This is a genomic window from Desulfonauticus submarinus (assembly GCF_900104045.1).
GTDB lineage: Bacteria > Desulfobacterota > Desulfovibrionia > Desulfovibrionales > Desulfonatronovibrionaceae > Desulfonauticus > Desulfonauticus submarinus.
On record NZ_FNIN01000013.1, the window covers coordinates 11,935 to 32,021 of the forward strand.

The window sequence follows — 20,087 nt, forward strand, 5'->3', positions numbered from 1 at the left end:
TTAGTTTTCAAGTTCCACTATTACTGGTTCACCAGCCTTTGGAGCCCAAAGTTTATCAGGATTTGGGCAAACACTTCTAATAGAACAGTCCTCACTGGCCATAAAAACTTCATCTCCTTTTTCTGCCACAATTAAAGGACGAAGTTTTATTCTGTCATTTAAGCCAACCAAACCTTCATGATTGGCAAATAAAATTGCAAAAGGACCATTTAATAGTCCAGAACCATAAACCATTCTAAGAGCTGTATATGCTCTTTGCTCTTCTTCTTCCATTCTATCTATTTCATCCCAAAAAGGTGGGGCAAAAATTCTACAAGCCATTTTTTTACTAAGACCATGTTTTCGAATAAATAAATCTAAAAGATAAGCTACTACTTCTGTATCAGTCATTAAAGTACATTCATATTTATGTTCAGCTAAATACCTTTTATTTATGCCATAAGAAGATATTTCTCCGTTATGAACTATAGACCAATCTAAAATAGTAAAAGGATGGGCTCCACCCCACCAACCAGGAGTATTGGTTGGAAATCTATTGTGGGCTGTCCAGATATACCCCTTATATTCATCTAATCTATAAAACTCACCTATATCTTCTGGGAACCCAACTCCTTTAAAGGCTCCCATATTTCTGCCACTAGAAAAAATATAAGCCCCTTTAATTTGCTTATTAACCTGCATTACCACAGCCACCACATAATCATCTTCATTTAAAGTAATCCATGCAGGCCTATCCTCTTTTACACTAACAAAAACACGCCAAAGTACGGGAGATTCTACTATATTTAATGTTCTTTTAGTAGGTATAGGTTCTGAAAGATGAATATCAAAGTATCTTCTAATTAATTCTTCTGCACAACTTAAAGCGTCCTTATCATCACACATTAAGTGTAGAGCATATTTATCTTCCATCTCAGGGTAAATACCATATGCAGCAAATCCACCTCCAAGTCCATTTCCTCTATCATGTTGAACAGCAATGGCTTCAACAGGTATACTCCCTGAAATCAAATTTTTCTTACGATTTATCACTCCAAAAAGACCACAACCTGAAATATCTTTTTCTCTCATATACTCTTTTTGAGAAAACACCTTATGTTTATACTCTTTAATAGAATAAACTCTCTCTTTTAACATGGATTTCCCCTTTATCTTATTCTCGCATCTTTATTCCAACGAGCTTGAAAAATCTCTTCAGGCCACTGTAAGTAAGTAGGCTTATTATTTTTTAAATTAAACTTAACTTCCTCTTCTTTTACTGGGACTTGAAAACGAATATAACCAGCATATCTTCCTGCCATATCTATATCACCTACTAATACACATCCGACTAAGAAATCACCTTTAAAGACTAATTTTCTATAAATTTCTTTTTCTTCATCAACAAATACTTCTATTTCAAAATCTTGATCTTTAGGTGGATTTACTATTCCAATAGATATAGTAGGCAATCCATAAAATCCAATAGAGTTCATAGGAATACCACCCTCATATTCAACCTTTGCATCTGCCATATTCTGGCCAGCAAAATAACCTTGGGAATAAGCATTTGGCCAGATTGGGACTACTCTCGGCTCATCTACTAACATATCCCATGCTTCAGCAACATCTCCGGCAGCAAAAATATTCGTATCACTAGTGGTTAAAAACTTATCTACAATAATTCCTCTATTAATTTTTAAACCTGCATCTTTAGCCAAAGAAATATTAGGAACCACTCCTATTGCAATTACTACAGCGTCTGCCTCTAAAAACTTCCCATTTTGCAATAATACTCCCTTTATATTCCCAGCTTTATCACGTTTTATTTCTTGCGCTGTAGTTTTACAAAAAATAGAAATACCTACTTCTTCTAATCTATTAGCTACTATCTTACCTGCAATATCATCAAAAGCAGCACTCAAAACTCTAGGAGCTAACTCTACAATGCTTACTTTTACTCCTCTGTCAAACAAACTTTCTGCTGCTTTAAGACCTATCAAACCTCCGCCAATAACCACTACTTTTTTTAGTTTATCAACAACTTGAGCTAATTTTTTAGCATGTGCAAGAGTAGTAAAAAAATAAACTCCCTCTCCGTCACTACCCTTTAAAGGTGGACAAAAGGGCGTCCCTCCTGTGGCTAATAATAGCCTATCATATTCTACTTCCTCGCCTCCCCGAAGGATCACCCTCTTATCCGCACAATTAATTTTAATCACCTCACATCCTAGTTTTACCTCTACTCTATTTTTCTCATAAAAATCTTCTGGACGTAAAGCTAACTTATCATCACCTACCTTGCCCGCCAAATAATAAGAAATAAGAGGTCGTCCGTAAGTTAAAAAATTTTCTTCTGTAAGAACAGTTATTTGTCCGTTACCATCTCTCTTTCTAATACCTTCAATTGCCCCTATAGAACTAACTCCATTTCCAATAATTACATATTTCATGGCTTATCCTCAAAAATTTTATTTTTCCTCAAAGGTTAACGCCTGATTAGGACAGGCACTTACACAAGCTGGAATATCTCTCTCAGGACACAAATCACACTTCACAATCTTTTCTTTAATAGGATGCCTTTTAATTGCTCCAAAAGGACAGGCCATTAAACATGACCAGCATCCAACACATTGCTTCTCATTGTAAACCACGCGGCCACTTTCTTTGTCTTTTTGTAAAGCACCTGAAATACAAGCTTGAACACAATAAGGTTCCTCGCAATGTCTACAGTTTAAAGAAGCTGTAATCCAGCCCGACTCTTCTACCGTATTCCTTGGCAAAAGTCCTTGCTGACGTTCTTGAGTATAAGCTAAAATCAAATCTTTACTTTCTGAATGCTCTGTTAAACAAGCTAACTCACAGAGCTTGCACCCTATACAAACCTCTGGATTAACATAAACTCTCTTCATCTTATTTTTACCTTCCTGCAGGTTTTACTCTAAAAATATCTAATTCCACTTCATTTAAGCCAACAGCTCTTAATTTTTCTCTATTACCTCTAAGGCTCTCAATAGAATTCAATCCCATACCACCCAGCATCTCTTCTATTTCATGGGCCCATCCCTTTACAAGATTTACTAACCTTTTCTTAGCAATTTCTGGGTTTTGTCTTCTTGCTAAAGAAGGAACATTAGTAGCAATACCCCAAGGACATTTTCCTGTATAACAGCGCTGACACATTGTACAACCTACTGCAACTAATGCTGCTGAACCAATATAGACAGCATCAGCACCCAAGGCTATTGCCTTCACTACATCTGCACTACACCGTATTCCACCAGCAATTACTATAGAAGCTCTATTCCTAATACCCTCATCTCTTAATCTTTGATCAATTGCAGCTAAAGCAAGCTCTGCAGGTATTCCTACATTATCTCGAATCATAGTTGGCGCAGCTCCAGTCCCTCCCTTAAAACCATCTACCGCCACAATATCTGCCCCAGCTCTAACTATACCAGAGGCAATTGCTGCTGCATTATGCACTGCTGCTATTTTTACAGAAACAGGGACTCTATACTCTGTAGCTTCTTTTAAGGCATAAATAAGTTGTCGTAAGTCTTCTATCGAATAAATATCATGATGAGGTGCAGGAGACAATGCATCCGAACCCACAGGAATCATTCTAGTCAAGGACACTCCTGCATCTACTTTTTCTCCTGGCAAGTGTCCACCTATACCAGGCTTAGCTCCTTGTCCTATCTTAATTTCTATACCACATCCAGCATTTAAATAATCTCTATGTACGCCAAATCGACCAGAAGCTACTTGAACAATAGTATTAGGACCATATTTATAAAGGTCAGGGTGTAAACCTCCTTCTCCAGTATTATAAACAATACCCAACTCTGTAGCAGCTTTGGCCATTGCAATATGTAAATTAAAATTAATAGAGCCATAAGACATGGCTGAAAACATTATAGGATAGTTTAATTTTATTTGAGGACTTAATTCTGTTTTTAAACTAACCTTTTCTTCTTTTTCTTCAAATTGCAAAACATCTGGTTTTGATCCCAAGTACGTCCTTAACTCCATGGGTTCTCGTAAAGGATCAATAGAAGGATTAGTTACCTGACTAGCATCCAAAAGCAAATGATCCCAATAAACAGGATAAGGCTGAGGGTTTCCCATACCGCTTAACAATACACCACCCTTCTCTGCCTGTTTATAAACATTTTTCAAAAACCAAGGCTTCCAATGAGAATTTTCTCTAAACTGAGAAGGATTACGCTTAATAACTATAGCTCCTGTAGGACACATAGCTTCACACCTATGACACCCCACACACTTGGAACTGTCATGCATGACCCTCTGCCTATTCTCATCCCAATAATGTACAAGGTAAGAACACTGCCTTTCACAAACTCGACAGTTAATACATAAATCTCTATCTCGCTCTACAATAAAATCATGATAGTTCTGAATAATTGGTTGATACAGCAAGGCTTACTCTCCTCTTTTTTTATAAAGAAAGACCATTTACTTTCTTCTAAAACTCCTCTAATTAAACTTCTTACAATTTAATTTTTAATTATCGTTAAGCTACGCTAGAAACCACTAGCAAAATTGTCAAGACAAAATAAAATAATTTTACAAAAATGTAATGTTTAAAACAATACAAGAAGTTAATAAATATTTAAGCCAACTTGGCCTATTTAAAATGAAATTAGGTCTAGATCGAGTACAAGCTGGTTTAAAAAAAATTAACTTAAATCCAGATTTTTGTCCTATTGTTCACATAGTAGGCACAAACGGAAAAGGCTCTACCGCCCATTTTTTAGAAAGCCTCTCACGTAGTCATGGCTTAAAAACAGGCCTTTTTACTTCTCCTCACTTAATTAGTGTCAAAGAGCGGATTAAAATAAACAACACCACCCTATCCAATGAAGAATGGATAGAATCTGCCAACTACATTTTACAAAATTGTAAATCACTAAAACTAACTTATTTTGAATTTATCTTTTTATTAGCATGTTTTATCTTTAAAGAGCACAAAGTAGATATTGCTTTTTTTGAAGCAGGACTAGGAGGAAAGTTTGACGCAACAAATGTCTTATATCCTTTTATTACTCTATTTACACCTATTAGCTTAGATCACACCCAAATTCTTGGCTCTAATATATCTCAAATTGCTCAAGACAAAGCAGGTGTTATAAAAAAATCTCTGGTAGTAAGCGCTAAGCAAACTTCTACAGCTAAATCTATTCTTATAGAAACAGCAAAAAACAAAAATGTTTTATTTAAATATGCTCCTGACTATTCTATAGTTACAGATAACTGCTTAATATACTATCCCTGGGAAATGAATCTACCTATTTCTCCTTATCTTTTGGACTTCCAAAAAGAAAATTTGCAGTTAGTGTTTTCAGCCTGGGATGCTATTGTTTCTTTTTTTCAGCTCAAAACTTCTTCCCAATTAATCCTAGAAGCTATTAACAATACTTTTATTATGGGAAGACTACAACAGGTCTCTAAAGACCCTGATATATATCTAGATGTAGCTCATAATCCTGCTGCTCTATCTTTACTTAAAAAAACTCTTTCAAAGTTAAAAATTTTTCCCCAAACGGTTGTTTTTAGCTGTTTAAAAGATAAAGATATTCAAACCATGTTAAAAATTCTAAAAGAAATTTCTCCTAATATTTATTTTTGTCAAATTCCTTCTAACTCAAGAAGTCTTCTAGCCCAAGACATTAGTAGTAAATTTAACTTACCTTTCTTCTCATCTATCAAACAATCTTTAAATTATTCATCTCAACAAAAAAGTGTATTATTTTGTGGCTCTTTTTATCTATTATCTGAAATTTTCAAACTAAAACCTAGGTGGCAAAATATCAATTTTTTACTTAAAAAAAATAAAAATTTTTAAAAAAATACACAAAAAATTACCGAATAATTGAACACTTTTTTTTAAACAGTGAAACATCCAAATACTAATTAAGAAATAACATATCAACTTAACAATACAATTAATATTTTTTAAAAATTTATCAATAAAATATAACAAAAACTACCTACAAATACAGACAATAAAAATTGTCTAAAAAATAGATGCAAAATACTAGTTACAATTATTCCTATAAGCCTGAATTTTAATTCATTTAAATTTACTTCTCCAGTTGGAAAAATTGTATATAGAGTTAAAATAGTAAGTAAAACAACTGGCAATTCATCTTTTAAAAATAAAAATTTCTTAGAGTATCTTTTTAAGAAGATAAAAGGTAAAAATCTAGTTAATAAATTTGCTATTGCGCCAATAATTATTTCAAGCATGTCTACGCCTTAAATAAATTATGAAGAATGAACAAACAATTGAAAAAATTAAAATATTTTTTATTTCTAATAAATAAAATATAAAAAAAACTATACTGCCTAATAAAACTGGAAAAATGTTCCTTGTTTTTAAAATATTTTCAATTAAAATAACCACAAATAAACTAACCAAAATAAAATCTAATCCTTTTAATTCGAAATTAACAAGTTGCGCAAAAATAATTCCACATATGGTTCCAAAAACCCAATAAAAGTGATTAAAGATAGATACATACAAATCATATTTTGGGTTTTCTTTTTGATGAATTAAAATAGCAAAAGTTTCATCTGTAAGAGTAAAAATTTTATAAAAATGGTTCTTATATCTGTCTAAAAAACTTAAAGAATAGAAAAATTGTCTAAAATTTAACAGAAATGAAGTGATAAAGATATCTAATAATGTTAACTTATTATATATCATTAGAAGTAAAAACTGTAAGGACCCAGAATATATAAATATAGACATTGAAATAGCAACATATGGATTTATTCCTCTCTTTACAGCTAATATTCCAAAAGAAAAACTCAAAGCAAAATAACTTATAAAAATAGGAAGAGTATCTTTAAATACTTTTAAAAATTTCATTCTAGTTCCCTTTAAAAAATTAATCTAATTAGTTCCATTCTTAAATCTAGATTAAAAATTTAGAGATAAAGCTTTCTCTACATGATTTTTTGAACAATATATATAAAATACTCAAAATAAATTTCATATTTTTCACAATTAAGTCTACCAATTGACACATCCAATTCTAAAATCCAAATTAATATGCTATCTAATTATTGTCAATTTAGAAATATATAAATGTTATCATTTTTTGATCTTTTTAGCCCAACTTGTATAGAAACCTAATACCCTAGTAATACTTTAACATTAATTTACCTTATATTAATATCATAATTTTTGAAACATCTAAATCATTAAATATACTCAACCAATATATCTCCATATTACTAATATTTCTTTAATCCAAATACTCCATTCTCTAATATAGAAACATTAACATCTATTGAAAACAATAGCAGAAAATTTTCTCTCTTGCTTTTAATAGAAACATGATTTAACCAAATTTTCAAAGTAATTTTTCTTTAAAAGGAGGCTAATTTGTCTAACAACTTATATGCCAAGTTGCCCTCAACAGAACGATTAATCCAAGTTATGCAGCAACATTTTTACGACACTCCCAATCTACTTCTTAAAACTAAAATAAACGAATATCTTGAAAATTTACGCCAACAGATAAAAAAGGGAAATATATCAAAAATAGATTTAGAAGAAAAAACTCTTATAAAAAATCTTCTCTCTTTTTTAAATTTTGAATTAAAACCACACTTTAGAGAGGTTATAAACGGTACAGGCGTAGTAGTACACACTAATTTAGGACGTTCTCTCTTGTCTAAAAAAGCCTTGGATGCTGTTTGCCAAGCTTGTTCTCACTATTCTAATCTAGAATTCAATCTAAACACAGGTAAAAGAGGGAGTAGGTATTCTCATGTAGAAGAAATATTATGTCTACTTACAGGAGCAGAATCAGCATTAGTAGTAAATAATAATGCAGCAGCAGTTTTAATAATGTTAGACACATTAGCCAAAGAAAAAGAAGTTATTGTTTCTAGGGGAGAGTTAGTTGAAATAGGTGGATCTTTTCGTATCCCTGATGTCATGCAAAAAAGTGGAGCTATCTTAAAAGAAGTAGGCACTACTAATCGCACACATTTAAAAGATTATGAACAAGCAATAAATGAAAACACTGCTTGTATAATGAAAGTTCATACTTCTAATTATAGAATTATTGGTTTCCATAAATCTGTTTCTCTAGAAGAATTGGTGAAATTAGGTGCAAAATATCATCTTCCAATAATAGAAGATATGGGTAGTGGAAATTTCATCTCTTTTTCCAAATATGGGTTTTCTCAACTAAATGAACCCACTGTACAAGAATCCATAAAAGTTGGACTTGATTTAGTATCATTTAGTGGAGACAAACTATTAGGAGGACCGCAAGCAGGAATCATTGTAGGTAAAAAAGATATTGTAGATAAAATAAAACAAAATCCATTAAATAGAGCCCTTAGGATAGATAAAATGACATTATCTGCCTTAGAAGCTACTCTACGACTTTATCTAGATGAAGCAACAGCTTTAAAAGAAATTCCCACTTTAAATCTCATCTTCACTCCTCTTACTACTTTAAAAAATAGAGCAAGACGTTTAAAAAATCTTTTAAGTAAAATACATGAACTTGAGGTCAAAACAGTAAAATCTACCTCTAGAGTTGGTGGGGGGTCTTTACCAGAAAAAGATATCTCTACTTATGTGGTACAAATTAAAATGAAAAATTTAAGTGCTGAAAAGCTTCGTCAAAAATTACTTAAAACTACACCTCCTTTAATAGGAAGAATAGAAGATGATATCTTTTGCCTTGACGTAAGAACAATTTTATCTAAAGAAATAAATCTTATATATCAAATTTTTAGCCAACAAATAGGATCTGGTAATGCATAAAGGAGAATTTAAACATCTTACTACTAAAAAAATCCTAATCACAGGTGGTTCTGGTTTTATTGGCTCTCATCTCTGTGAACAACTCTTATCTCAGGGATATGAGATAATTTGTTGTGACAACTTTTATACAGGTCAAAAACAAAATATTTACCACTTATTAAATAATCCTAAATTTGAACTTTTAAGACATGATATAACTTTCCCTTTATATTTAGAAGTAGATGAAATATACAATCTAGCTTGTCCTGCCTCACCAATTCATTATCAATTTGATCCAGTCCAGACCTTAAAAACCTGTGTGCACGGCAGTATAAATATGCTTGGTTTAGCGAAAAGAGTTAAGGCGAAAATCTTCCAGGCCTCGACTTCAGAAGTATATGGAGATCCAGAAATACACCCCCAACCAGAAACTTACTGGGGCAAAGTAAACCCAATTGGACCACGCTCATGCTATGATGAAGGAAAAAGATGTGCTGAAACTCTATTTTTTGACTATCACAGACAGCATAAACTAGAAATAAAAGTTGGAAGAATTTTTAACACTTACGGTCCTCGTATGCACCCTAATGACGGACGAGTAGTGAGTAATTTTATTTTGCAAGCACTTCAAAATAAGCCACTTACAGTATATGGTAAGGGCGAACAAACCAGATCATTTTGTTATGTAGATGACTTAGTAAAAGCGATCATAAAGTTCATGAACACCCCTTCGGATATTACAGGGCCAATTAACTTAGGAAATCCTGCTGAAATTTCTATCCTAGAATTAGCTGAAACTATTATAACCTTAACAAATTCTAGATCAAAAATAGAATTCAAGCCATTGCCTGAAAATGACCCAACTAGACGAAAACCAGACATAAGTTTGGCCCAAAAAATATTAAATTGGCAACCTACTACATCTTTAGAAAAGGGGTTAATGCAGACCATTGAATATTTTGAAGATTACTTAAAAAAAGTTGCTCAAAAAATTAATTAAATTATGTTGTGATAAAATCAACCAACCCAATTAAACTAGTTAAGTATGAAAGAAAATTTAAAAAAAAATATTTTAAATTCTATACTAGGGATACTAATAGCGACTCTTTTATTCTTACTAAACGGAACCAAAATTCCTTATCTAGATAAACACGCGGACACCTATTTTCAACAAGCTATTACCAAAGCAAGCATCGCTTATGCTACATGTAGATTTATTAATGGAGCAGTTTCTATTCTAAAAGAATCCGATCTTCAGCTAGAACCAGCTGGCGTAGGAATTTCTTTAGCAATAGGACAAATTTTAGATCCTATTGACGATATGACTGAAAGAACTTCTACTATTTTAGTAACATCTATTGTATCTTTAGGAGTCCAAAAAATAATATACGAACTCAGTATATCTTTTGTGTTTCCTGTTTTAATAGGTTGTATCTTAATCTTATCCTTATTAACATGGTTTAAAAATATTCCTAAAATTCAAAAAATACACTCTACCCTCTTAAAAGTTTCAATTATATTAATAGCAGGGAGATTATTTCTTCCAATAGCCTCCTCGGCAAATGAAAGCATTTATCGATTATATTTTGCTCCAAAAATAACAGAAAAAATGAATAATTTGAAAATAAATATGACTGAATTTAATAAACTCAAAGAACTTTCCATACCTGAAAGTGATAATATATTAGAATCATTAAAAAATAAATCTAACTTTATAAAAGATAAAACCATTGCCTTTAAAAAAGCTGCCCTTCAAATTATCAAAAAAACAAAAAGTATAATAACAAATCTTTTAGCATTAGGATTTCTATTTGTTGGCTATTTTATTATCCAGGTTATTGTAATTCCTTTATCATCATTTTGGTTATTATTAAAAATTATCAATGCACTATTATTTTATCCAGATAATGCTTATCTTTATAACATTCTCCCAGAAAAAGTTTAATATTTACAAATAATTCAAGGAGAGTCTCATATGGAATTAGAAGTAAAAGCTAAAAATTGTTGGAATAAGTATGAAGGAGATCCAAAATTAAAAAAACTATCAGAATTGTATGTAGAATTCTTATCCTCAAACAAAACAGAAAGAGAAACCATTTCTTGGGTAAAACAACAGTTAAAACAACATGGCTTTAGCCAGGATTTTTCTCAAGAAAAAGTTTTTCGAATTCTACATAATAAAACAATTTTTATAGCTAGAAAGGGAAAAATACCTTTAGCAGGAGGAACACGTCTTATTGGAGCACATGCAGATACTCCTCATTTAGATCTAAAACAACATCCTTTTTATGAAGAATGTGAAGTAGTACTCGCCAAAACCCACTACTATGGAGGGATCAGAAAACACCAATGGTTAGCCAGGCCTCTTGCCCTTCATGGAGTAATAGTAAAAGAAGATGGAAGACAGATTGAGATCAAAATAGGTGAAGATGAAAGTGATCCTGTATTTACCATAGCAGACTTACTGCCCCACCTTGCATATAAACAAATAGAAAAAAAACTTAAAGATGCCTTTGAAGCAGAAAAATTAAATGTAATCTTAGGACATATACCGCTAAAAGAAAAAGATGCTAAAACAAATAAAGAAAAAGCAAGTCTAAAAAAACATCTCCTCATGCTTCTTTTTGAAAAATATGGAGTAAGAGAAGAAGACTTTTACAGTGCAGAGATACAAATAGTCCCTGCTGGTAAAGCTAGATTCATAGGGTTAGATAAAGGCCTAATCGGAGGTTATGGCCAAGACGATAGGGCTTGTGTGTTTTTATCTTTAATGGCATTTTTAGAACAACAAGAACAACCTACACATACCCAAATTCTTATTTTTTGGGACAAAGAAGAAATTGGATCTGATGGGTCTACTGGGGCAAAATCTTGGTTTTTAACTTATTGCTTAGAAGACCTTTTAGAGGGGTGGCAACAAAAAGGTAAACTTTCTCAAGTTTTTTTAAATATGAAAGCTCTTTCAGCAGATGTTCACGCGCCTATAGATCCAGATTATCAAGAAGTACATGAAAAATTAAATGCATCTTACTTAGGACATGGTCCTGTATTTTGTAAATTTACAGGTCACAGGGGAAAATATGGGGCTAATGATGCCCATGCAGAGTACATAGCGTGGCTAAGACAAATTTTAAATCAAAACAACATTCCTTGGCAAATGGCAGAATTAGGAAAAGTAGACCTTGGAGGTGGTGGCACAGTAGCAAAATTTTTGGCTATGTATGGAAGCAATGTAATAGACTTTGGTCCTGGAGTTTTAAGTATGCACAGCCCGTTTGAAATTAGTAGCGTAGCAGATCTATATGCTACTTATCTTGCCTATAAAACCTTTTTAAAAGCTTAAATATTTTTATTATAAATTTTCCAGTACGCCTGCTCCATAGCAACAGGGCTATATTGATTTACCTCTTGAAGCCCTGTTGCTTTTAATTTCTCGTATAGCTCACTATTATTAAGCAACTTCTTTATTAACTCAAGCAAAGAAGAAGGATCTTTACGTTTAAAAATAAGACCATTTATATTAGGTTTAATAAGTTCAAGATTAGCTTCTAAATCAGATGCAATTACTGGAACTCCACTCGCCCACCCTTCTTTAATTGTAGCGCTACTCCCCTCTCCATCTACTGAAGGAACAATTAAAATATCTAACTGGGATAAAACTTTATTACTCTCAACAAATCCTAAAAATTTTACTTTATTAGTTAATTGTAAAGAATGCACCAAATTCTGTAAAAACCTTTCTAATTTCCCACTACCAATAATCCACAATTCAAAATCCAAGTTTAATTTAACTAAAGTACGCAATAATAATTCATGACCTTTTTGCGGGCTTAAGGCTCCAATAACTCCTAACCTTAGAGGATTATGCCATCTATTATCTTTTTTTACTACATATCTCTGTTTTTTGATTGAACTTGGAATATAGACTATTTTTCCATTTAACCCTTCCAGCTTCAATGCTGTACAAATATCTTTACTCACACCTACTATTAAATCAGCGCTGTAATATTTTCTTTTTGCCCATATTTTTTTTATCTTATAAGAAACTCTCCTAGTGTGAATTAATTTTATATGTGGAAATATTTTTTTCAATATGTATCCAAGACCTGCCCCTTTGGCATCATGAGTATGCAAAATAATATTAAAGTCTTTTTTATTTAAATAGGAATATAGCTTAAAAATATTTCTCAAATCAAATTCAAAAGAAGAATATAAGCCTATAGTTTTTACATTAGTAAAATTTTGTTTTACTTTGGTTAATAAAGGAGTATTATACGGCGAAGCAAGATATATCTGTAATCCTGTTCGTTTGATTTGTTCTTCTATAAGATAATAAACCTGTCTCTGGCCACCACGCCATTCTTTACCTAAATCTATATGAACTACAATCGTCATTCTTAAAAACAAACCCCATTTTCTTTTTGATCTTGTAATAAAAGGGTCCTAATTGTTTTGCTTACAGGCCCTGGACGGACATCATGAATAGGCTTATCATTATATCGGACAACACTAACAGCATCTATAGTAGTTCCCAATAAAATAACCTCTTTAGCTTCATATATTTCTTCTTCTCGAATAGGACGGAATAAAAAAGTAAATTTATCTTTAATCAATTCTAATGCTCGCATTAAAGTAGTTCCACTAAGAGCATTTTTGAGTTCTGGAACAATAACTCGTCCTTGCTGATCAACAATAATCACATTTTCAGTAGAGCCTTCTGCCAAAAATCCATGTTCATCAAAGCAAAGAGGATAATCATATCCTTTTAAAATTGCTTCTCTTTTCATTAAAACATTGGGTAAATAATCTACGGTTTTTACTTTTGCCAAATAAGACTGTTTAGCAGGAATATCACATTTAAAAGCAGTAACTCCTTTTTCCCAAAAACTTTCTTTCTTATAAGGATATTTACGTACAACAATATAAAAACTAGAATAAGGACACTCTCTAAAATCTGTGGTAAAACCACCTGGCCCTCTACCTAGATAAAGCGAAATTAGGGCATCATCTGTTTCTGATGCTTTACACACTTCTAAAATAATTCGTTCAACATCTTCCCATGAACAAGGTGGATCTAAATATATAGATTTTGCTGACCTTTTAAGTCGCTCAAGATGCTCTTTTAATAAATAAATCTTACGTTTTTTAAATTTCATTGTTTCAAATACACCATCACCCCTATGTACTAAATGATCATCTATGGGGATTAGAAATAACCTAGGATTTTTACAAGCAACTCCGAGCCTATGATCATAAAAAACAAGATAATCTTTTTCATTAGGTCTAGATTTTGTTAAAATTTCTTTAACATAATTATCAGTATCTAATACTTTAATCATTTCTCCCTCTCTTAATAAGTTTTCAAACACTAAAAAAACAAAATTTTGGCTGCAAAAGAAAATCTTTTGCAGCCAATTAATTTAATAAAGAAATAATCTTTAATCTTACTAAACTTTATTTAACGTTTATCTTAGCAACTCTCGTATAATAAGATGTTCAGCTATTTGAACAGCATTTAGGGCTGCACCCTTACGTAAATTATCTGCAACAATCCATAAATTAAGTCCATTATCTACAGTATCATCTTCTCTAATCCTTCCTACAAAGGTATCATCTTCTCCTGCGGCATAGATTGCTAAAGGATAGATACTTTCTTTTGGATTATCCAAAACCTTTACCCCAGGAGCTTGACTTAAAATAGCTCTGGCCTCTTTTGCAGAGATGCTATTATAAAACTCAATATTAACCGATTCACTATGTCCATAAAAAACTGGTACTCTCACAGTTGTAGCAGTGACTTTAATTTCAGGAGCGTGCATAATTTTTTTTGTCTCATTAACCATTTTCATTTCTTCTTTAGTATAATCATTATCTAAAAACACATCTATATGAGGCAAACAATTAAAGGCTATCTGATGAGGATATACTTTGCACTCTACCTCTTTCATATTAAAAATCTGCCTTACTTGATTTTCAAGCTCTTGAATTGCCTTTTGTCCAGTCCCAGAAACTGCCTGATAAGTGGACACAACAACCCTTTTGATTTTTGCTACATCATGTAACGGTTTTAAAACTACTACCATCTGAATAGTAGAACAATTTGGATTGGCAATAATTCCTTTATGCCAGTCAAGGTCTTCTGGATTTACTTCAGGAACCACTAAAGGCACATTATCATCCATACGCCAAGCACTAGAATTATCTACTACTACACAACCATCTTCTGCTGCAATAGGAGCAAATTTTTTAGAAACTCCTCCACCAGCAGAAAACAAAGCCAGGTCTATTCCCTTAAATGAATCTTCTGTTAATTCTTCTACAATTATCTCTCCTCCCTTAAAGGGAAGCTTAACTCCTTTAGAACGAGCAGAAGCAAAAGCTCTCACATCTTTTGCAGGAAAATCTCGTTGCTCTAAGACTTTTAACATCTCTCTTCCTACAGCTCCAGTGGCTCCTACCACAGCAACTACTGGATTTTTTTTCATCGTCTCCCCTCCATAAATAAAGTAACACTTCTTATTTTAATTAGAGTCCCCCAAAAGTAAAAACTTTTTAAGTAGAATTTTTGTTTTTTGATAAAAAACTATACAATGCCATCTAATATCTTTAAACAAGCATATGATTTATTTAAAGTATAAAAGTGTACTCCACATACTCCTTTTTCTTTCAATTCAATAAACTGCTTTCTGGCATGTTCAATTCCAACTTCTATTACCCCTTCTCCTCCCTTTTTTGCTTCTGCATATTCTAATTTCTCTAATAATTCTTCTGGAATTGTCGCTCCGCACAATTGCGTAATTCTCTTGATTCCTTTAAGATTCATGATAGGCAATATTCCTGGAATAATAGGTTTTTTAATCCCAAGAGAACGAGCTCTATTTACAAAATCAAAGTACAAATTATTATCAAAAAAAAGCTGAGTAATAACAAAATCTCCACCTAAATCGAGCTTTAACTTTAAAAATTCCAAATCACTTTCTAAGCTCAAAGCTTCAATATGACCTTCAGGATAACCAGCAACACCAAGAGAAAAGTCTTTTCCATATTTCTCTCTAATAAAAGAGACCAAGTCTGATGCGTGTTTAAACCTATCACTATCAGGAACAAAAGATTTTTCTCCTTTTGGTGGATCTCCTCTAAGAGCTAAGATATTTTTTACTTTAATTTTTTGTAAAGAGTCTAAAAAAGAACAAATATTTTGTTCAGAAGCACCCACACAAGTTAAATGCGCCATCGGTTCCAAAGATAAATCTTGTTTTAATATTTTTACTATCTCAAGGGTATAATCTCTAGTGCTTCCTCCTGCGCCATAAGTGACCGAGACAAATAATGGATTAATTTTTTTTAATAATTCAACTTCCCTAAAAAATGATGGCCATTTTTCTCTATCTTTTGGAGGAAAAAATTCTAGTGAAATAAAAAAATCTGTTTTATTAAGAAGTTCTGCTATCAAGCTAGTCTCCCCTCTAGAATAAATTTCATCAAAAAACTAACAAGAGTTAGCTCTTCTAAACCTTTCCCCCACACAGTGCAAGTCTATTCTTAAGACTATATTGTCTCACCAATCTTAAATATAGGCAGATACATACTTACAACCAAACCACCTACTACAACTCCTAAAAACACTATCATAATAGGTTCAAGCAAAGAAGTTAAGGTATCAACTGCTACATCAACTTCGTCATCATAAAAATCTGCAATCTTTTCCAACATAGTATCTAAAGACCCTGTAGATTCACCCACTGAAATCATATGAATAACCATTGAAGGGAAAACTCCTGTTTCATCTAAAGGCTCAGCAATAGTATTACCCTCGGAAATACTAGACCTAGCCTTTAATACTCCTTGCTCTATTACTTTATTGCCACTAGTTTTTGCTACTATCTCAAGAGCTTCCAAAATGGGAACACCACTGGCCATCATTGTACTAAGCGTTCTACTAAATTTTGCTACAGCAACTTTTCTTAAGATGTCACCCATTACAGGTAAATTTAAAAACAATTGGTCAAAAAATAAACGCCCCTTTTCAGTCTTATAGATTAACTTATAAATAATACCAGCAATAATAACACCACCTACCATATAAAGAAAATTTGATTTAACAAACCTACTTAAATTAATAACAATCTGGGTAGGAAGAGGAAGGGCTCCACCAAAATCAGCAAACATCTTTTCGAATGTGGGAATAACATACAATAAGATAATAATAACAACTATTACAGCTACACTTACAACAACTGCAGGATACATCATCGCGCTTTTAACTTTTGCCTTTAATTTGGCTGCTTTTTCCATATATTCTGCTAACCTAAGCAAAACTACATCGAGTACACCACCTGCTTCTCCAGCCTGGACCATGTTTAGATACAAATCATCAAAAATATCTTTATGCTTTGATAAAGCAGCATACAAAGAAGAGCCAGCTTCTACATCATTTTTTACTTGATAAAGTTTTCTTCTAAGCTTCCCATTCTGTGTCTGGTCACACATAACTTGCAAGGCTTGCAAAATAGGTACGCCAGCATTTATAAGAGTAGCAAACTGCCTACTAAATATAACCATATCTCTAGGAGTTACTGATCCTTCTAAGAAAGTCCCCTCAAAGATATCCTTGGGCTTGGGTTTAATTTTAATGTCTGAGAACCCTCTATTTTTTAACATACTTTTAGCAAGCTCTATGGTAGGTGCATCTACATCACCTTTTACTTTTTTGCCTGCTCTATTTTTAGCTTTGTAAATAAAAATAGGCATACCACTTCTCCTTAGATTAAATTACAAATTGACGAACTAGATATTACAATATACAAGCTCTCACTTTCCTTAAACTTTAATTCTAACATGTTCAAGCCATTCTTACAATTTTCCATAATTGGACAATAAATTATCATTCCTTAATAAAATCAATTAAAATTAAATAAAGTTTACATATATTATCTTTTAATTAAAAATTAATCTAAAGTAAATATAGCTGTTTTTTTAAAAACAGCCTTGAATTTTTTTAAAAATATACCTAAGAATACAAAGACATTTTAAAAACCACTCGATATCATGAGCGTATTAGACAGTAATTACTTTTTAAAAAACAAATTTGAAGATTTTTTTGAAATAAAAAAAGAGATAAATAATCTAATTCTATCCTCATATGATGAATATTCTATACTAAAAAGTATATGTAAAATACTTTTTAAACAATTTTCATTATACAGCGTATGGATTGGAAAACTATCAAAAAAACAAATTAACAAATTATGCTCTATTGGAAAAGATAAAGATTACTTTCAAAAGATACCTGAATTCTATATTCAAAAAGAAAATAGACATATTCTCTCAAAATTATTGGAAGGAAAAATAATTATTCATAATGATATAAGAATATCTAATCTTTCGCAAGATATAAAAAAATTTTTTATATCAAGAAAAATATTTTCTAATTCAATAATACCGATTATATCTAGAGATAATGAGGTTTATTTACTTGAACTAACATCATTAAAAGAAAATTTTTTTACTTTAAATGCATCTAAAGAAATTTTAGAGGAAATAAAAAAAGATATTATATTTGCCATATCCTATCTACAAGACAAAAAAAACTATACTATTATAGCCCAGGCACTAGAAAATAGCTTAGATTGGGTTATAATAACAAATTTAAAAGGAGAAATTATATATGTTAACAAAACGGTTACAGAAGTAACTGGTTATAGAAAAGAGGAATTACTGGGCCAAAATCCCAGAGTTCTAAAATCTGGTTACCATGATCAAAATTTTTATAAACAGTTATGGGAGACGATTACTTCTGGACATATCTTTGAAGCTCTTTTTATCGATAAAAAAAAGGATGGGACTATTTTTTATAGTAAGAAGAAAATAGTTCCTGTAGAAATAGAAGGGAAAATAGAATATTTCGTAGCATTTGGTAAAGATGTTACTAATGAACAAAATTTAAAAGATGAAGTAGAAAAAAATAAATATATTGACCAACTTACCAAAGTATACAACTTCTTTGGATTTAAAATAAAAGCAATTCAAGCTCTAGATGACTTAATTAAAAAAGATGATAAAACAATCTCTGCCATAATTATATTTGATATATATGATTTTACCACAATCAATAATATTTATGGGACTAAAAAAGGAGATCTAATTTTAAAAGTAATAGCTAATAGGTTACGTCATCATCTTCAAGAGAAAGACATTATTTGCAGAGTTGGTGGAGACAGCTTTGCAACTTTTATTTATAGTATACCAGACAAAAAAAGCATCATCTCTTTCATAAACAATTTAATTAAAATTTTAGAAGAACCAATCACCATACACTTAGAAAAAATTAACCTAACATTTAATGCTGGTGCGTCTATCTTTCCAGATGATGCGACAAACTTTGCCAAATTGTATGAAAATGCATCTTTGTCTTTATCTCAAGCTAGAAAACAAGGAGAAGGAATATATAAAATTTTTGATCTTAATATGGATATTTTAGCTAAAAAAAGGATTAAAGCAGAAAAAATTATAAAACAAGCTATTATTGAGGAAACATTCTGTTTTCATTTTCAACCTTATTTTACTACAACAGACCTAAAAGTTGCAGGTTATGAAGCACTACTTAGAATTAAAAAAAATAACTCTATTATCTATCCAAATGATTTTATAGAAGTTTTAGAGGAAAAAAAATATTTAAAATATTTTGAAGAATGGTCTTTAAAATATTTTCAAAATTTATTTGAAAAATTAAAAAAAACCAATATGAATTGTCGAATCTCTTATAATATTTCTGCTAATAGTTTTAAAAACAACTTATTTTTAAAAAAATTACTTAAATTCTGTAAAAAATATGGAAATAACTTTACGATAGAAATTACAGAAAGGGTTTTACTGGAAGATATAGAAAAAACTATACAAGTCTTAACAAAATTTAAAAAACATACTGCGACACTCATTGCAATTGACGACTTTGGAACAGGTTATTCTTCTTTATCCTATCTCATTCACTTGCCTATAGATATAGTTAAATTAGATGTATCTTTTATTAAAAATATGACCCAAAATTCTAAAAACGCCTCTCTGGTCGAAGCAATTATTTACTTAGGAAAAAAAATAGGCCTTAAAACTATTGCGGAAGGTGTAGAAAATAAAAAACAATTAGAATTACTTAAATCTTTTGGCTGTGATTTTATCCAAGGATACTTACTATCCAAGCCTATACTTCTAGAAAATACCAAATTTTTTTCTCATTTTGTCAATAAATGATTATATATACCTGTTATTTTTTCAGGAGTGATTCTCAATTGCTCTTTTTTAAAAAAAATAATAA

The 20,087-nt window shown here is 31.4% G+C and carries 17 protein-coding genes; 6 read left to right on the forward strand and 11 right to left on the reverse strand.

Annotated features, from left to right (window positions below):
* The 4 genes from BLP60_RS08985 to BLP60_RS09000 all read right to left on the reverse strand — a co-directional run bounded on the left by BLP60_RS08985 (position 1) and on the right by BLP60_RS09000 (position 4,422).
* On the reverse strand, positions 1–1,071 hold the full coding sequence (locus BLP60_RS08985) for a class II glutamine amidotransferase (protein WP_200779128.1): 1,071 nt from the start codon (positions 1,069–1,071) through the stop codon (positions 1–3).
* A gap of 77 nt (positions 1,072–1,148) precedes the next feature.
* On the reverse strand, positions 1,149–2,432 hold the full coding sequence (locus BLP60_RS08990) for an NAD(P)/FAD-dependent oxidoreductase (protein ID WP_092066173.1): 1,284 nt from the start codon (positions 2,430–2,432) through the stop codon (positions 1,149–1,151).
* Between the two features lie 18 nt (positions 2,433–2,450).
* Entirely contained in the window at positions 2,451–2,891 is a 441-nt protein-coding gene (locus BLP60_RS08995) for a 4Fe-4S dicluster domain-containing protein (RefSeq protein WP_092066175.1), read from the reverse strand.
* Between the two features lie 7 nt (positions 2,892–2,898).
* Positions 2,899–4,422, reverse strand: a complete 1,524-nt coding sequence (locus BLP60_RS09000) for a glutamate synthase-related protein (RefSeq protein WP_092066177.1) — start codon at positions 4,420–4,422, stop codon at positions 2,899–2,901.
* 160 nt (positions 4,423–4,582) lie between these two features.
* On the opposite strand from BLP60_RS09000, the gene BLP60_RS09005 reads away from it, so the two are divergent.
* Positions 4,583–5,848 carry a bifunctional folylpolyglutamate synthase/dihydrofolate synthase gene (locus BLP60_RS09005; RefSeq protein ID WP_092066179.1) on the forward strand — a complete coding sequence of 422 codons (1,266 nt, stop codon included), beginning with the start codon at positions 4,583–4,585 and terminating at the stop codon, positions 5,846–5,848.
* A 110-nt stretch (positions 5,849–5,958) separates the two neighbouring features.
* Here the strand turns inward: BLP60_RS09005 and BLP60_RS09010 are convergent, their stop codons facing one another.
* Positions 5,959–6,252, reverse strand: a complete 294-nt coding sequence (locus BLP60_RS09010) for an AzlD domain-containing protein (RefSeq protein WP_092066181.1) — start codon at positions 6,250–6,252, stop codon at positions 5,959–5,961.
* The gene (locus BLP60_RS09015) at positions 6,245–6,877 is read right to left on the reverse strand and encodes an AzlC family ABC transporter permease (protein ID WP_092066183.1); all 633 of its coding nucleotides are present in this window, start codon (positions 6,875–6,877) and stop codon (positions 6,245–6,247) included. Before BLP60_RS09015 ends, BLP60_RS09010 begins: the two co-directional genes overlap by 8 nt.
* Before the next feature lie 519 nt (positions 6,878–7,396).
* Here BLP60_RS09015 and selA point away from each other — a divergent pair.
* Genes selA through BLP60_RS09035 form a run of 4 tightly spaced genes read left to right on the forward strand, consistent with a single transcriptional unit; the run spans position 7,397 to position 12,119 of the window.
* Positions 7,397–8,797: an L-seryl-tRNA(Sec) selenium transferase gene (selA, locus tag BLP60_RS09020; protein WP_092066185.1), complete on the forward strand. Its 1,401-nt coding sequence runs from the start codon at positions 7,397–7,399 to the stop codon at positions 8,795–8,797.
* Positions 8,790–9,776: a UDP-glucuronic acid decarboxylase family protein gene (locus BLP60_RS09025; protein ID WP_092066187.1), complete on the forward strand. Its 987-nt coding sequence runs from the start codon at positions 8,790–8,792 to the stop codon at positions 9,774–9,776. The genes selA and BLP60_RS09025 overlap by 8 nt, the downstream gene beginning before the upstream one ends.
* 45 nt (positions 9,777–9,821) lie before the next feature.
* Positions 9,822–10,721, forward strand: a complete 900-nt coding sequence (locus BLP60_RS09030) for a hypothetical protein (protein WP_092066189.1) — start codon at positions 9,822–9,824, stop codon at positions 10,719–10,721.
* A gap of 30 nt (positions 10,722–10,751) precedes the next feature.
* Complete coding sequence (locus BLP60_RS09035; RefSeq protein ID WP_092066191.1) at positions 10,752–12,119, forward strand: aminopeptidase; 1,368 nt, start codon at positions 10,752–10,754, stop codon at positions 12,117–12,119.
* Here the strand turns inward: BLP60_RS09035 and BLP60_RS09040 are convergent.
* From BLP60_RS09040 to BLP60_RS09060, 5 genes are all read right to left on the reverse strand, one after another.
* On the reverse strand, positions 12,116–13,171 hold the full coding sequence (locus tag BLP60_RS09040; RefSeq protein WP_092066193.1) for a glycosyltransferase family 4 protein: 1,056 nt from the start codon (positions 13,169–13,171) through the stop codon (positions 12,116–12,118). The genes BLP60_RS09035 and BLP60_RS09040 overlap by 4 nt on opposite strands.
* 2 nt (positions 13,172–13,173) lie before the next feature.
* Positions 13,174–14,115 (reverse strand): aminotransferase class IV, encoded by a 942-nt coding sequence (locus BLP60_RS09045; RefSeq protein WP_092066195.1) that lies wholly within the window; start codon positions 14,113–14,115, stop codon positions 13,174–13,176.
* A gap of 126 nt (positions 14,116–14,241) precedes the next feature.
* A complete protein-coding gene (locus BLP60_RS09050; protein ID WP_092066197.1) occupies positions 14,242–15,261 on the reverse strand; it encodes an aspartate-semialdehyde dehydrogenase in 1,020 nt (339 codons plus the stop codon).
* 98 nt (positions 15,262–15,359) lie between these two features.
* Positions 15,360–16,229: a methylenetetrahydrofolate reductase [NAD(P)H] gene (gene metF / locus BLP60_RS09055; RefSeq protein WP_092066199.1), complete on the reverse strand. Its 870-nt coding sequence runs from the start codon at positions 16,227–16,229 to the stop codon at positions 15,360–15,362.
* A gap of 95 nt (positions 16,230–16,324) precedes the next feature.
* Positions 16,325–17,527: a type II secretion system F family protein gene (locus tag BLP60_RS09060; protein WP_092066201.1), complete on the reverse strand. Its 1,203-nt coding sequence runs from the start codon at positions 17,525–17,527 to the stop codon at positions 16,325–16,327.
* A gap of 297 nt (positions 17,528–17,824) precedes the next feature.
* Here BLP60_RS09060 and BLP60_RS09065 point away from each other — a divergent pair, with 297 nt between their 5' ends.
* A complete protein-coding gene (locus BLP60_RS09065; protein ID WP_092066203.1) occupies positions 17,825–20,023 on the forward strand; it encodes a bifunctional diguanylate cyclase/phosphodiesterase in 2,199 nt (732 codons plus the stop codon).
* Positions 20,024–20,087: the final 64 nt, after the last annotated feature.

Coding starts and splice junctions, on each gene's coding strand:
- BLP60_RS09035 (WP_092066191.1), top strand. CDS start 10,752: ATGGAATTAGAAGTAAAAGCTAAAAATTGTTGGAATAAGTATGAAGGA.
- BLP60_RS09015 (WP_092066183.1), bottom strand. CDS start 6,877: ATGAAATTTTTAAAAGTATTTAAAGATACTCTTCCTATTTTTATAAGT.
- BLP60_RS09030 (WP_092066189.1), top strand. CDS start 9,822: ATGAAAGAAAATTTAAAAAAAAATATTTTAAATTCTATACTAGGGATA.
- BLP60_RS09005 (WP_092066179.1), top strand. CDS start 4,583: ATGTTTAAAACAATACAAGAAGTTAATAAATATTTAAGCCAACTTGGC.
- BLP60_RS09050 (WP_092066197.1), bottom strand. CDS start 15,261: ATGAAAAAAAATCCAGTAGTTGCTGTGGTAGGAGCCACTGGAGCTGTA.
- BLP60_RS08990 (WP_092066173.1), bottom strand. CDS start 2,432: ATGAAATATGTAATTATTGGAAATGGAGTTAGTTCTATAGGGGCAATT.
- BLP60_RS09065 (WP_092066203.1), top strand. CDS start 17,825: ATGAGCGTATTAGACAGTAATTACTTTTTAAAAAACAAATTTGAAGAT.
- BLP60_RS08985 (WP_200779128.1), bottom strand. CDS start 1,071: ATGAGAGAAAAAGATATTTCAGGTTGTGGTCTTTTTGGAGTGATAAAT.
- BLP60_RS09040 (WP_092066193.1), bottom strand. CDS start 13,171: ATGACGATTGTAGTTCATATAGATTTAGGTAAAGAATGGCGTGGTGGC.
- BLP60_RS09025 (WP_092066187.1), top strand. CDS start 8,790: ATGCATAAAGGAGAATTTAAACATCTTACTACTAAAAAAATCCTAATC.
- BLP60_RS08995 (WP_092066175.1), bottom strand. CDS start 2,891: ATGAAGAGAGTTTATGTTAATCCAGAGGTTTGTATAGGGTGCAAGCTC.
- BLP60_RS09045 (WP_092066195.1), bottom strand. CDS start 14,115: ATGATTAAAGTATTAGATACTGATAATTATGTTAAAGAAATTTTAACA.
- BLP60_RS09010 (WP_092066181.1), bottom strand. CDS start 6,252: ATGCTTGAAATAATTATTGGCGCAATAGCAAATTTATTAACTAGATTT.
- BLP60_RS09060 (WP_092066201.1), bottom strand. CDS start 17,527: ATGCCTATTTTTATTTACAAAGCTAAAAATAGAGCAGGCAAAAAAGTA.